General features: G+C 69.3%; 12 protein-coding genes. 7 read left to right on the top strand and 5 right to left on the bottom strand.

Going from position 1 to position 12,356, the window contains the following annotated elements:
- The 7 genes from ABID97_RS22880 to ABID97_RS22850 all read left to right on the top strand — a co-directional run bounded on the left by ABID97_RS22880 (position 1) and on the right by ABID97_RS22850 (position 7,306).
- Positions 1–840, top strand: coding sequence for an ABC transporter permease (locus ABID97_RS22880; protein WP_354400973.1), 840 nt, complete (start codon positions 1–3; stop codon positions 838–840).
- Positions 840–1,874 carry an ABC transporter ATP-binding protein gene (locus ABID97_RS22875; protein ID WP_354400971.1) on the top strand — a complete coding sequence of 345 codons (1,035 nt, stop codon included), beginning with the start codon at positions 840–842 and terminating at the stop codon, positions 1,872–1,874. Before ABID97_RS22880 ends, ABID97_RS22875 begins: the two co-directional genes overlap by 1 nt.
- A gap of 139 nt (positions 1,875–2,013) precedes the next feature.
- Positions 2,014–2,991 (top strand): ABC transporter ATP-binding protein, encoded by a 978-nt coding sequence (locus ABID97_RS22870; protein WP_354400970.1) that lies wholly within the window; start codon positions 2,014–2,016, stop codon positions 2,989–2,991.
- Complete coding sequence (locus ABID97_RS22865; protein ID WP_354400969.1) at positions 2,988–4,304, top strand: amino acid deaminase; 1,317 nt, start codon at positions 2,988–2,990, stop codon at positions 4,302–4,304. Before ABID97_RS22870 ends, ABID97_RS22865 begins: the two co-directional genes overlap by 4 nt.
- 10 nt (positions 4,305–4,314) lie before the next feature.
- Entirely contained in the window at positions 4,315–5,226 is a 912-nt protein-coding gene (locus ABID97_RS22860; RefSeq protein ID WP_354400967.1) for a MurR/RpiR family transcriptional regulator, read from the top strand.
- Positions 5,223–6,707: an N-acyl-D-amino-acid deacylase family protein gene (locus ABID97_RS22855; protein WP_503012790.1), complete on the top strand. Its 1,485-nt coding sequence runs from the start codon at positions 5,223–5,225 to the stop codon at positions 6,705–6,707. The genes ABID97_RS22860 and ABID97_RS22855 overlap by 4 nt, the downstream gene beginning before the upstream one ends.
- The gene (locus tag ABID97_RS22850) at positions 6,704–7,306 is read left to right on the top strand and encodes a flavin reductase family protein (RefSeq protein WP_354400966.1); all 603 of its coding nucleotides are present in this window, start codon (positions 6,704–6,706) and stop codon (positions 7,304–7,306) included. Before ABID97_RS22855 ends, ABID97_RS22850 begins: the two co-directional genes overlap by 4 nt.
- A gap of 27 nt (positions 7,307–7,333) precedes the next feature.
- Here ABID97_RS22850 and ABID97_RS22845 read toward each other — a convergent pair whose 3' ends face one another.
- The 5 genes from ABID97_RS22845 to ABID97_RS22825 all read right to left on the bottom strand — a co-directional run bounded on the left by ABID97_RS22845 (position 7,334) and on the right by ABID97_RS22825 (position 12,323).
- Positions 7,334–8,128 carry a CPBP family intramembrane glutamic endopeptidase gene (locus ABID97_RS22845; protein WP_354400964.1) on the bottom strand — a complete coding sequence of 265 codons (795 nt, stop codon included), beginning with the start codon at positions 8,126–8,128 and terminating at the stop codon, positions 7,334–7,336.
- Positions 8,125–8,685 (bottom strand): methyltransferase family protein, encoded by a 561-nt coding sequence (locus tag ABID97_RS22840; RefSeq protein ID WP_354400962.1) that lies wholly within the window; start codon positions 8,683–8,685, stop codon positions 8,125–8,127. Before ABID97_RS22840 ends, ABID97_RS22845 begins: the two co-directional genes overlap by 4 nt.
- A gap of 30 nt (positions 8,686–8,715) precedes the next feature.
- Entirely contained in the window at positions 8,716–9,474 is a 759-nt protein-coding gene (locus ABID97_RS22835; RefSeq protein ID WP_354400961.1) for an SDR family NAD(P)-dependent oxidoreductase, read from the bottom strand.
- Positions 9,474–11,528 (bottom strand): phenylacetic acid degradation bifunctional protein PaaZ, encoded by a 2,055-nt coding sequence (gene paaZ, locus ABID97_RS22830; RefSeq protein ID WP_354400959.1) that lies wholly within the window; start codon positions 11,526–11,528, stop codon positions 9,474–9,476. Before paaZ ends, ABID97_RS22835 begins: the two co-directional genes overlap by 1 nt.
- Positions 11,529–11,591: 63 nt before the next feature.
- Complete coding sequence (locus ABID97_RS22825) at positions 11,592–12,323, bottom strand: ABC transporter ATP-binding protein (RefSeq protein ID WP_354400957.1); 732 nt, start codon at positions 12,321–12,323, stop codon at positions 11,592–11,594.
- Between the last annotated feature and the right edge of the window lie 33 nt (positions 12,324–12,356).

Here is a 12,356-nt window from a genome sequence, read left to right as displayed (position 1 = left end):
ATGCCAATGCCCCGAATGCTCCGCCAGCTGATGCACCGCCGCATCGTGATGGTTTCCGCGCTGGTGCTGCTGGTGATCGCGGTGCTCGCCATCGGCGCGCCGCTCTTCGCCTCCATCGATCCCAACGACACGGCCGTGCTGCAACGCCTGAAAGGCCCGAGCGCCGAGCATCTGCTGGGCACCGACGAGCTCGGACGCGACATGTACTCGCGCATCGTGCACGGCGCGCGCTACTCGCTCGCCATTGCCGCGCTCACCGCGCTGGGTTCGGTGATCGCCGGCACGGTGCTGGGCCTGATGGCCGGTTTCTTCCGCCGGCTCGACACGCCGCTGATGCGCGTGGTCGACGCGATGATGTCGTTCCCCGACATCCTCCTGGCGATCGCGCTCGTGGCCATTCTCGGGCCGTCGCTCATCAACACCGTGCTGGCGCTGGTGCTGGTGTACACGCCGCGCGTGGCGCGGGTGGTGCGCGCCTCGACGCTGGTGGTGCGCGAGCTGCTGTTCGTCGAAGCAGTGCGCGCGCTGGGCGTGCGCACCTCGCGCATCCTGTGGCGCCACATCCTTCCCAACCTGATGTCGCCGATCCTCGTGCAGGTGTCGTTCATCTTCGCCTACGCCATCCTCGCCGAAGCCGGGTTGTCGTTCCTCGGTGTCGGCGTGCCGCCCGAGATTCCCACCTGGGGCACCATGGTCGCGGGCAGCCAGCAGTATGCGCACCAGGCCTTCTGGGTGGTGCTGTTCCCGGGGCTTGCCATCATCTTCACCGCGCTCTCGCTGCAGTTGCTGGGTGATGGCGTGCGCGACCTGCTCGACCCCAAGCTCAAGAAGACCCTGTGATGACGACCACGACACCACCCCGTCTCCAGGTCAGCAGCCTGAGCACCAGCTTCCCCACTGAGGACGGCCTGATCCGCTCGGTGGCCGACGTGAGCTTCTCGATCCAGCCTGGCCAGACGACCGCGCTGGTGGGCGAGTCGGGCTCGGGCAAATCGGTCACCAGCCTCACGCTGATGCGCCTGTTGCCCAAGACCGCGAATGCGCAGGTCAGCGGCTCGGCTTCATTCGTCACGCGCGAAGGCAAGACGCTCGATCTGCTGCAGATCGGCGAGCGCGAGATGCGCATCCTGCGCGGCAACCAGCTGTCGATGATCTTCCAGGAGCCGATGACCAGCCTGAACCCGGTCTTCACCATCGGCGAGCAGATTGCCGAAAGCGTGCGGCTGCACAAGGGCCTGGACCGCAAGGCGGCCATGGCCCATGCGCTGCGCATGCTCGAACTGGTCGAGATCCCGGCCGCGGCGCAGCGCATCCACGAGTACCCGCACCAGCTCTCGGGCGGCATGCGCCAGCGCGTGATGATCGCGTTGGCGATGGCCTGCGACCCGACGCTCTTGATTGCCGACGAGCCCACCACCGCGCTCGACGTGACCATCCAGGCGCAGATCCTCGAGCTCATGCGCCGGCTGCAGGCCGAGACCGGCATGAGCATTCTCTTCATCACCCACAACCTGGGCGTGGTCGCGCACCATGCCGACGACGTGGTGGTGCTCTATGCGGGCCGCGTGGTCGAGAGCGCGCCCGTGCGGCCGCTGTTCGCGCAGCCCGAGCATCCGTACACCCAGGGCCTCCTGGCCTGCCTGCCGGGCAAGGCGCGCGTGCCGGGGCAGCCCAAGCCCAGGCGCCTGTTCGCGATTCGCGGCCAGGTGTCGAGCCCGCTCGCGCCGCCACCGGGGTGTGCCTTCGAGCCGCGCTGCGACCTTGCGATGGCGGCGTGCAGGGAAGCAATCCCGCCGCTGATCGATGTTCGCGAGGGCCGCCAGGCGCGATGCGTTCGCGTGCAGCCCGATGCGACCCTTGCGAGAGCCGCATGACCCGCGCGCTGCCCCGGTCTTGCTCCCTCTCCCGCGCGCGGGAGAGGGCTGGGGTGAGGGTGCCTCCTGCGCCCCTCGCAAGCACCCTCATCCCCCGCCTTCTCCCGCAAGCGGGAGAAGGAGCCAACACGACATCCCCATGACCACCGCCGCCCCCCTCATCGAAGTCCGCGGACTCAAGAAATACTTCGGCACCAGCGCCCGCCCGGTGCGTGCGGTGGACGACGTGTCGTTCGCCATCCAGCCCGGCGAGACGCTGGGCCTCGTCGGCGAATCGGGCTCAGGCAAGAGCACCATCGGGCGCACCGTGCTGCGGCTGGTCGAGCGCACCGGCGGCCAGGTGCTCTACCGCGGCGACGACATCGGCGCGCTCTCGGGCGAGCGCATGCGCAAGCTGCGCAGCAAGCTGCAGATCATTTTCCAGGACCCGTATGCGAGCCTGAATCCGAAGATGCGCATCAGCGCCATCCTCGGCGAGGCGCTGTCCACGCACGGGCTGCACAAGGGCGCCGCGGCACGGGACAAGCGCATTGCCGAGCTGCTGGAGACCGTGGGCCTGCGTGCCGAGCATGCGAGCCGTTTTCCGCACGAGTTCTCGGGCGGGCAGCGCCAGCGCATCGGCGTGGCGCGCGCGCTCGCGGTCGAGCCCGAGTTCATCGTGGCCGACGAGCCGCTGTCGGCACTCGACGTGTCGATCCAGTCGCAGGTCATCAACCTCTTGGCCGACCTGCGCGAGCGGCTCGGCCTCACCATGCTCTTCATCTCGCACGACCTCGACGTGGTCGAGTACCTGTGCGACCGCGTGGTGGTGCTGTACCTCGGCAAGGTGATGGAAGTGGCCGGGACCGACGAACTGTTCGCACGGCCCTCGCACCCCTACACGCAAGCGCTGCTGGCCGCGAGCCCGAAGCCCGACCCCACGCTCGCCACCGAACGGATCGCGCTCAAGGGCGACATTCCCAGCCCGATCTCGCCGCCCTCGGGCTGCGTGTTCCGCACCCGTTGCCCCCATGCCATCGAGGCCTGCGCGCAGACCGTGCCGCCGCTCGACGAGATTTCTCCCGGACACTACAGCGCCTGTATCCGAAAAGAGCTGCTCTCCCACATTGCCGCATGACCATGAACGACACCACCGCTGCCGCCGACCAGGATTTCAACGACCCGCTGCTGGGCAGCAGCTACAAGGGCTACCCGCGCACCCAGCCGCCGCGCCGGCGCAGCGAGGTGGGCGCCGCGGGCTGGAACGTGCTGGCCGGCGACCTGCCGCTGCCGCTGGCCGTGCTCAAGCGCGAGGCGCTGGAGCACAACCTGGCGTGGATGCAGTCGCGCGTGCGCGCGTGGGGCATCGACCTTGCGCCGCACGGCAAGACCACCATGTCGCCGCAGCTCTTCCAGCGCCAACTCGATGCCGGCGCCTGGGGCCTGACCTTCGCCACGGTGACGCAGCTTGCCGTCGGCGTGGCGGCCGGGGCGCGCCGCACGCTCATCGCCAACCAGGTCGTCAGCGACGAAGACCTGGCGGGCATCCAGCTGCTGCTGCAAGCGCATGCAGACCTGCGCATCGTGTTCCTGGTCGATTCGCTCGCGCAGCTTGCGCTGATCGAAGGCTGGTCGACGCGGCATCCCGAGAGCGTGCCTTTCGAAGTGATGCTCGAGATCGGCGTCGAGGGCGCACGCACCGGCTGCCGCACGCATGAAGAAGCCGTGGCGCTTGCCACCCGCTTGCGCGCCAGCGACGCGGTCAAGCTCGTGGGCATCGAGACCTACGAAGGGCAGGGCGCCACGGGCGCCAGCGAGCCCGACACGGCCTACGCCAGCACGCTGATGGACCGCGTGGAAGCCATTGCGCGCCACTGCGACACGCAGCAGCTGTTCGAGACCGGCGAGGTGCTGGTCTCGGCCGGCGGCTCGGCCATCTTCGACCTGGTCGCCGGCCGCCTGAAGCCCGCACTCGGTTCGCCGGTGCGCGGCCTGCTGCGCTCGGGCTGCTATGTCACGCACGACCATGGCTTCTACAAGCGCATGGTGAGCGCGGTCGACGAGCGCCTGGGCTGCGATTGCGGCGAGAGCCTGCGCCCGGCGATGGAAGTGTGGGCGACGGTGCAGTCGCGTCCGGAGACCGGCCTGGCCATCCTCGCGGTCGGCAAGCGCGACATCTCCTTCGATCTCTCGATGCCGGTGCCGATCGCGCGCGCCGCGCGCGGCATGCTCGAAGCCCAGGCCGTTCCCGCTGGCTGGAAGATCACCGCGCTCAACGACCAACATGCCTACCTGCGCTGGGATGCCTCCGAAGAAGCGGAGGCACCGGTGGTCGGTGACCGCGTGGGCCTGGGCATCTCGCACCCGTGCACCACCTTCGACAAGTGGCACTGGATGCCGGTGGTCGAAGAGAACTACCGCGTGAGCGACGCCGTCGCCATGCACTTCTGAACGCGTGCCGATGACCCCCTCCCTGCTTCAGAAGATCGCCGGGCTCCGCAGCAGCGCGCCCGCCACGCGGCGCGCGATTCTCGACCTGATCCTCGAAGACCCCGACCGCGCGCTCGAAGAAAGCTTCGAACAGCTGGCCGAGCGCTCGCGCAGCTCGGTGCCCACCATCATGCGCACCTGCCGCGACCTGGGCTTTGCGGGGCTGCGCGAATTCAAGCTCGCGCTGGCGCAGGAACTCGCGCTCGGCGGCTCGCCCTTGCACCGGCGCGTGAACATCGAGGACGCGGCCGACGAGGTGGTCGGCAAGATCGCGCGCAGCGCCGCGGCCTCGGTGTCGGGCGTGCGCGGGCAGCTCGACATGCAGGTGCTCGAAGGCGCTGTCGCCGCCATCGCGGCCGCGCCGCACGTGGACCTGTACGGCGCGGGCGCCACCTCGTGGTTCATGGCCAACGACCTGCAGGCGCGGCTCTTCAGGCTGGGCCTCTCGGCCAACGCCTGGACCGACTATCACCTGCAGCAGGTGGCGGGCGCGGCGCAGCGTCCGGGCGGCGTGGTCATTGCCATCTCGCACGTGGGCGGCATGCCTTCGCTGCTCGATGCCGTGGACATCGCCCGCGGGCAGGGCGCCAAGGTGGTGGCGCTCACGCGGCCCGGCACCGCGCTGGCAGCCAGGGCCGATTTCCTGCTCGGGCTCTCGGTGCCGGACGACGCGGTGATGCACGTGGGCATCGATGCCTACCTGACGCACCTCACCGCCATCGAGATTCTCACGGTGCTGGTGGCGCAGCGCCGCGGCGAGCCCGCAGTGCAGCGCCTGCAGCGCGCACGCGAGGCCTTCCAGCGCCACGGCATCGACGCCTCCACGCACCCGCTGCAAAGCTGGGACGGCGGCGGCATCGACAGCAAAGGCCGCGCATCGTGAGCGGGGCCGGAGCCGTCCTGCTCGAAGCCGGCCTCGTGGTCGACGGCTCGGGCGGGCCTTCGTGGCGCGGCGATGTGCTGCTGCGGGGCGACCGCATCGCCGCACTCGGCGAAGGGCTGCGCGGGCGCCTGCCCGACGGGCTCGCGCTGGTCGAGGTCGAGATCGTCGATTGCCGCGCGAAGGTGATCGCACCCGGCTTCATCGACGCCCACACGCACGACGACGCCATCGTGCTGCGCGATCCGCTGTGCCTGCCCAAGGTGTCGCAGGGCATCACCACCGTGGTCACCGGCAACTGCGGCATTTCGCTCGCGCCGTACCGCACGCCGCAGTCCAGGCCGCCGCTCACGCTGCTGGGCGCGGACTCGTTCAGGCATGCCACCATGGCCGAGTACCGCGCGGCCGTCGATGCGGCGCATCCCGCGCTCAACGTGGCCGCGCTGGTGGGCCACACCACCTTGCGCTTCGCAGCCATGGAGGCGCTCGACCGGCCCGCGAGCGGCGACGAGCTCGCCCGCATGGCGGCGCTGCTCGACAGCTGCATGGCCGAGGGCGCGCACGGCCTGTCGTCGGGCCTGTTCTACGAAGAAGCCTTTGCCGCGCCCGCCGACGAGGTGACCGCCCTCGCTCGCGTCGTGGCCCGGCATGGCGGCATCTACGCCACGCACCTGCGCAGCGAGATGCAGCAGATCATCGAGGCGCTGCACGAGGCCGGCGACACGGCCTTCAGCGCCGGCGTGCCGCTCGTGATCTCGCACCACAAGTGCGCCGGCCCGGCCAACTGGGGCCGCACCAAGGAGACGCTGCCGCTGATCGAGGCGCTGGCCGAGCGGCAGAAGATCTCGATGGACGTGTACCCCTACGTGGCCGGCTCCACCGTGCTGCGCGAGGACCTGGTCGACGGCGTCATCGACGTGCTGCTGACCTGGTCCGATCCGCATCCGGCGATGACCGGCCGCCTCATTTCCGACATTGCGCGCGAGTGGGGCACCACCGAAAAGGAGGCCTGCCTGCGTCTGAAGCCCGGCGGCGCCTGCTACTTCCAGATGCAGGAAGAAGACGTGGAGCGCGTCATTGCGCACCCGCTCACCATGATCGGGAGCGACGGCCTGCCGCATGACCGCCATCCGCATCCGCGCCTCTGGGGTGCCTTTCCGCGGGTGCTCGCGCGCTACTGGCGCGAGCGCCGCCTGTTCACGCTCGAGCAGGCCGTGCACAAGATGACCGGCATGACCGCGCGCAACCTGCGCATCGCCGACCGCGGCCTGCTGCGCGCGGGTGCCATGGCCGACGTGGTGGTGTTCGACCCCGATACCATTGCCGACACCGCCACCTACGACAAGCCGATGGGCGTGAGCCTGGGCATCGAACGGGTGTTCGTGAACGGCGTGCTGGCGTATCGCGGCGGGCAAGGCGAAGGCGCCCAGGTGCTTGCGCGCGCCGGGCGCATGCTGACGCGCGCCGCTACGATGTGCGCATGAATGCGAATCACCGAAAGCCCGTTCCGCTCGCCAAGGCCTATCGCCTGCTCAACCACGGCCCCACCGTGCTCGTGAGCGCCGCGCACGGCGGACAGCGCAACATCATGGCGGCGGCCTGGGCGATGCCGCTGGACTTCGATCCGCCCAAGGTGGCCGTGGTGCTCGACAAGAGCACCTGGACGCGCGTGCTGCTGGAGGGCGCGGGCACCTTCGCGCTCCAGGTGCCCACGCGCGCGCAGCTCGACCTGACCGAGGCGCTGGGCAACAGCTCGGGCCGAGAGATCGTCGAGCGTTCGGGCCACGACAAGTTCGCAGCCTACGGCCTCCAGGTGTTCGCAGGCGAGGCCACGGATGCGCCGCTGCTCGAAGGCTGCGCGGCCTGGCTCGAATGCCGGCTCTTGCCCGAGCCGCCGATCCAGCAGCGCTACGACCTGTTCCTTGGCGAAGTGATCGCGGCGCAGGCCGACTCGCGCGTGTTCGCCGAAGGGCGCTGGAACTTCACGGGGCACGACGAACTGCGCACGCTGCATCACGTCGCGGGCGGGCACTTCATCGTCGATGGCGACGCGGTGGATGCGAAGCCGCTCCCGCCCCTCTGACCCTGGTCTTCCGGGCGCCGGCCTGGTTCAGGGCGCCGGCCAGCGCGCGACGGGCGCCACCAGCAGGTGCCGCAAAGCCAGCGCGCCGCACACGGTCGCCAGGCCGATCGCCAGCAGGCCCATCACCGTGTCCGCGAACGAGAGGGTCTCGGGCAGGTCGCTGACGAGGATCGTCCCGGTGTTGTACGCCGCATGCAGCGCAATGCAGGGGATGAGGGAGCGGGTGCGCTCATAAAGCCATCCGAGCACCGCGCCCAACACCAGGCCGACGACGAACTGGTAGATGTTCATGTGCGCCACCCCGAAGAGCAGCGCCGAGCCCATGATGGCCTGCCACCGCGAATAGCGCTGCAGGAACCCGCGCAGCACGATGCCGCGGAACAGCATTTCTTCGAGCAGCGGCGCCATGACGCACACCGCCAGCGTGGCCGCGACGCTGCCGTCGGCCATGCGGCTGAACATCGATTCTTCCCATGCAGAAAGCGGGACCACCCGCACCAGCAGGTTCATCGCGGTCACGATCACGAGCATCAGCCCCGGCACCAGCAGCAGCACGGGCGGCACCACCAGCACCAGCGTGGCCCTGGCAGAGGCCGCGGACTGGTGGAAGAGCGCGCGGTAGGTGAGCTTCTGGTAGTGCATGACGCCGGCGAACACGCAGCCGTTGCCCAGGACCGCGGCAAGCACCCCCATCTGCATCTCGTTCAGCCCGAGCCACCGGTTGGCATCGCGCAGCGCCAGCGCAACGACGAGCTCGCACAGGAAGAGCGCCAGGAACAGGAGAGCGGCTTGCGCCGCGCTGGGAAAGCCCTGGCTTTTCACAGCAGGAAAGGAATGAAGCGCCGGGTGCGGCGCATGTACTCGCGGTAGCCTTCGCCGAAATGCGCGATGCACTCCTCTTCGTCGCGCAGCGCCGTGAGGACGAGCAGCGCGGTGGCGGCCAGCACCAGCGCGAGCGTGAGCCAGGTGAACTGTTTCAGGAAGGCACCCCAGGCCAGCAGCATCAGCGCCGTGTACATGGGGTGGCGGATGTAGCGGAACGCGCCGGCACTGACGATCGACGAGGTCTTTTCGAAGCCGTAGAGCGCAGGGTCGTCGCTGCGCGCCTCGGTCGGCTTGCCCTCTGCCTTGAGCAGCCTGAAGGCATGGATCGGCAGCCAGATCGACAGTGCGAGGAACACGCAGGAGAGCAACTGCGTGAAGGACAGCGGGTCCACATGCCAGACCGGCAGGTTCACGATGATCAGCACCAGCATGCATTCCCACGCGAAGAAGCGGTAGAACCCGTGCGATCCGGGCTGGCGCAGCGGCCCGCGCGAGACGTACAGCAGCGCGGCCGTGCCGGCGACGAAAAGGATGAGCTGGAACCAGAGAAGCATGGCGGCCGAATTTACACGGGCCGCCCGGCTTCAGCCAGAAATGGAAAATCCGCCGTCCACCGGTATGGCCGTGCCGGTCACGTAGTCCGAGGCCTGGCTGGCAAGAAACACGGCCGTACCGGCAATGTCGGCGGGCTTGCCCCAGCGCCCGGCGGCGGCGCGCGCCACCACGCGCTCGTACAGGCCTGGAATCTGGCTGCGGGCGCCATCGGTCAGCTCGGTCTCGAACCAGCCCGGGAGGATGGCATTGACCTGGATGTTGTCGGCCGCCCACGAGAGCGCGGTCGATTTGGTGAGCTGCACGATGCCGGCCTTGCTCGCGGCATATGCGGGGGCATAGGGCGCACCGAAGATCGACATCATCGAGCCGATGTTGATGATCTTGCCGCCGCCTGCCTTCTTCAGGTGGGGATGCGCGGCCCGGCTGCACAGGAAGGCGCTGGTCAGGTTAGTGTCCATCACCTTGTGCCATTCGTCCAGCGCGAGCTGGTCGACGGGCTTGCGCACCGTGGTGCCGGCGTTGTTGACGAGGATGTCCAGCCTGCCGCAGCGCGCGGCCATTTCGTCGGAGGCTTTCTGCACCGAGGCTTCGTCGGCGACATCGACCTCGATCGCGAAGCTGTCGCTGCCCAGGGCCTTGAGCGCTTCCACCGCGGCGGCCGACTTCTGCGCGTTGCGCGCGGCGACGATGACGCGGGCGCCGGCCTGGGCGAGGCCTTGCGCCATGCCGAGGCCGATGCCGCCGTTGCCGCCGGTGACGAGTGCTGTTTTTCCGGTGAGATCGAACATCAGAGGGGGGTAGGTTTCTTGGAGACGAGCGTCAGGATATCGTAGCTCGCGACCAGCTCGCCGTCCTGGTTGGTCACCTCCACGTCCCAGGCCACCACACCCTGGCCCTGGCCGCTCGCATCTTTCTTGTTGCGGTCGGTCTTGCGCTTGCACGTGAGCCGCGCGCGGATGGTATCGCCGATGCCCACGGGCTTGACGAAGCGCAGCGTATCGAGGCCGTAGTTGGCCAGCACCGGGCCCGGCGCGGGCGAGACGAACAGCCCGGCCGCGGCCGACAGCACGAAATAGCCGTGCGCGATGCGCTTGCCGAAGGGCGATTCCTTCGCCGCCACTTCGTCGAAGTGCATGTAGAAATAGTCGCCCGAGATGCCGCCGAAGGCGACGATGTCGGCCTCGCCGACGGTGCGGCGGTGCGTGAGCAGCGAGTCGCCGATGCGCAGGTCTTCGAAATGGCGGCGGAACGGATGCACGTCGCTCTCGCGCACCGCCGCGCCGCGCACGTGCTCGCCCGTGATGGCGGCCAGCATGGTGGGCGAGCCCTGCACCGCGGCGCGCTGCAGGTAGTGCTTCACCGCGCGCAGGCCGCCGAGTTCTTCGCCGCCGCCCGCGCGGCCCGGGCCGCCGTGCTTGAGCTGCGGCAGCGGCGAGCCGTGGCCAGTGGATTCGGCCGCGGCCTCGCGGTCGAGCACCAGCAGGCGGCCGTGCCATGCGGCGGCCACCGGAATGGCCTTTGCAGCGAGTGCCGGGTCGCGCGTGACCAGCGTGCCGACGAGGCTGCCGCGGCCGCGAGCCGCGAGCGCCAGCGCCTCGTCGATGCCGTCGTAGGGCATCAGCGTGCTGACGGGGCCGAAGGCTTCGACGTCGTGCGCCGCGTCATGGTCGAGCGGCTTGCGGCTCAACAGCAGCGTGGGCGCGAAGAACGCGCCTTCGCCCACGCCGTCGCCCACGGGCGAGAAGCCGTCGCGTTCGCCGTACACCAGCTCCGCCCCTTGCAGCAGCGTGGCGACGCGCTCGGCCACATCGGCTTGCTGTGCGTGGGAGGCGAGAGCGCCCATGCGCACCTCTTCACGCGACGGATCGCCGATGACGGTCTTCGCGAGCCGCGCGCGCAGGCGCTCGGCCACGGCATCGAGATGCTGGCGCGGCACGATGGCGCGGCGAATGGCGGTGCACTTCTGGCCGGCCTTGATGGTCATCTCGCGCGCCACCTCCTTCACGAAGAGGTCGAACTCCTCGTCGTCGGGCGTCACGTCGGGCGCGAGGATCGCACAGTTGAGCGAGTCGGCCTCGGCGTTGAACGGGATCGATTGGCGCACGAGGTTCGGATGCACGCGCAGCCTGGCCGCGGTGTCGGCCGATCCGGTGAAGGTGACCACGTCGGCGCCCTCGAGCCGGTCGAGCAGGTCGCCCGTGCCGCCGACCACCAGTTGCAGGCTGCCCTCGGGCAGGATGCCCGACTGCACGATGAGCCGCATCAGCGCTTCGGTCACATAGCTGGTCGCCGTGGCCGGCTTGCCGATGCACGGCATGCCCGCAAGAAAGCTCGGCGCGAACTTCTCGAGCAGGCCCCAGACCGGAAAGTTGAAAGCATTGATGTGCACCGCCACGCCGCCGCGCGGCACCAGGATGTGAGTGCCCGCGAAGCCGCCCTTCTTGCCGAGGGGGAAGGCCGGACCTTCATGCACCAGGTTGCCCGAGGGCAGCTCGTTGGTGCCGATGCCGGCATAGGCGCTCAGCGTGCCCGCGCCGCCCTCGATGTCGATCCAGCTGTCGGCGCGGGTGGCGCCGGTGTGGGCCGAGATGGCGTAGAGCGTTTCCTTGTTCGCGGCTAGGAACTTGGCGAGCGCCTTGAGGCGTTCGGCGCGTTGCTGGAAGTCGAGCGCCATGAGCCCCGGCAGGCCGACGCGGCGCGCGTGCTGCAGCGCCTCGGCGAAGTCGATGGCCTCGGCATGCGTGCTGGCCACGCCTTGCCCGTTGATGGCGCTGCGCAGTGGCTGCGCGCGCTCCTGGCCGATCCAGCGGCCGGCGATGTAGCTTTGGAGTGTGGTGGTCATGAGGTGTCCTTTCACTGTCTTGGTATTGCTCCTTCCGCCGCAGGGGAGGGAGAAACCCCGGGGTCATTCCTTCTTGCCGATGCCCAGGTATGTATCGATGATTCGCTGGTCGTGCATCAGCTCGCGCGCATTGCCGTCGAGTGCCACGGCGCCCATTTCGAGCACGTAGGCGCGGTCCGCCACCTGCAAGGCGGCGCGCGCGTTCTGCTCCACCAGCAGCACCGAGACGCCGTGGCTGCGCAGTTGCGAGACCACGCGCAGCACCTCGCGCACCACCAGCGGCGCCAGGCCGAGCGAGGGTTCGTCGAGCATCAGGAGCCGCGGACGCGCCATCAGCGCGCGGCCGATGGCGAGCATCTGCCGTTCGCCGCCGGAAAGGGTCGAGGCCAATTGCGGGCGTCGCTCGCGCAGGCGCGGAAAGATGCCGAACACCTCTTCCATTCGCGCGCGCTGGTCGCGCTTGCCCTTGCGCCACTGGTAGAAGCCGCCGAGCAGCAGGTTGTCTTCGACCGACATGTCGCCGAACAGCTCGCGCCGCTCGGGCACCAGCGCCACGCCGCGCGCCACCATGGTCTCGACACCGGGACGTGCGATGCGTTCGCCATGCAGCGACAGGCTGCCGCTGGAAGGCAGCAGCCCCATCGCCGCGCACAGCAGCGTGGTCTTGCCGGCGCCGTTGGGGCCGATGACCGTGACGATCTCGCCTTCGTTTACATGCAGCCGCACGCTGTGCACCGCCTCCACGGTGCGGTAGGCGACGCTGAAGCCGTCGAGCTGGAGAACGGGGACGGACATTGAATTACCTTCGCCTTCGGCTGCGGTTCGAGC

It is taken from the genome of Variovorax sp. OAS795, from assembly GCF_040546685.1.
GTDB lineage: Bacteria > Pseudomonadota > Gammaproteobacteria > Burkholderiales > Burkholderiaceae_C > Variovorax.
Note: the sequence above shows the minus strand (reverse complement) of the source record. Positions and strands in the feature narration are given on the sequence as shown.

Coding starts and splice junctions, on each gene's coding strand:
- ABID97_RS22880 (WP_354400973.1), top strand. CDS start 1: ATGCCAATGCCCCGAATGCTCCGCCAGCTGATGCACCGCCGCATCGTG.
- ABID97_RS22875 (WP_354400971.1), top strand. CDS start 840: ATGACGACCACGACACCACCCCGTCTCCAGGTCAGCAGCCTGAGCACC.
- ABID97_RS22870 (WP_354400970.1), top strand. CDS start 2,014: ATGACCACCGCCGCCCCCCTCATCGAAGTCCGCGGACTCAAGAAATAC.
- ABID97_RS22865 (WP_354400969.1), top strand. CDS start 2,988: ATGACCATGAACGACACCACCGCTGCCGCCGACCAGGATTTCAACGAC.
- ABID97_RS22860 (WP_354400967.1), top strand. CDS start 4,315: ATGACCCCCTCCCTGCTTCAGAAGATCGCCGGGCTCCGCAGCAGCGCG.
- ABID97_RS22850 (WP_354400966.1), top strand. CDS start 6,704: ATGAATGCGAATCACCGAAAGCCCGTTCCGCTCGCCAAGGCCTATCGC.
- ABID97_RS22840 (WP_354400962.1), bottom strand. CDS start 8,685: ATGCTTCTCTGGTTCCAGCTCATCCTTTTCGTCGCCGGCACGGCCGCG.
- ABID97_RS22835 (WP_354400961.1), bottom strand. CDS start 9,474: ATGTTCGATCTCACCGGAAAAACAGCACTCGTCACCGGCGGCAACGGC.
- paaZ (WP_354400959.1), bottom strand. CDS start 11,528: ATGACCACCACACTCCAAAGCTACATCGCCGGCCGCTGGATCGGCCAG.
- ABID97_RS22825 (WP_354400957.1), bottom strand. CDS start 12,323: ATGTCCGTCCCCGTTCTCCAGCTCGACGGCTTCAGCGTCGCCTACCGC.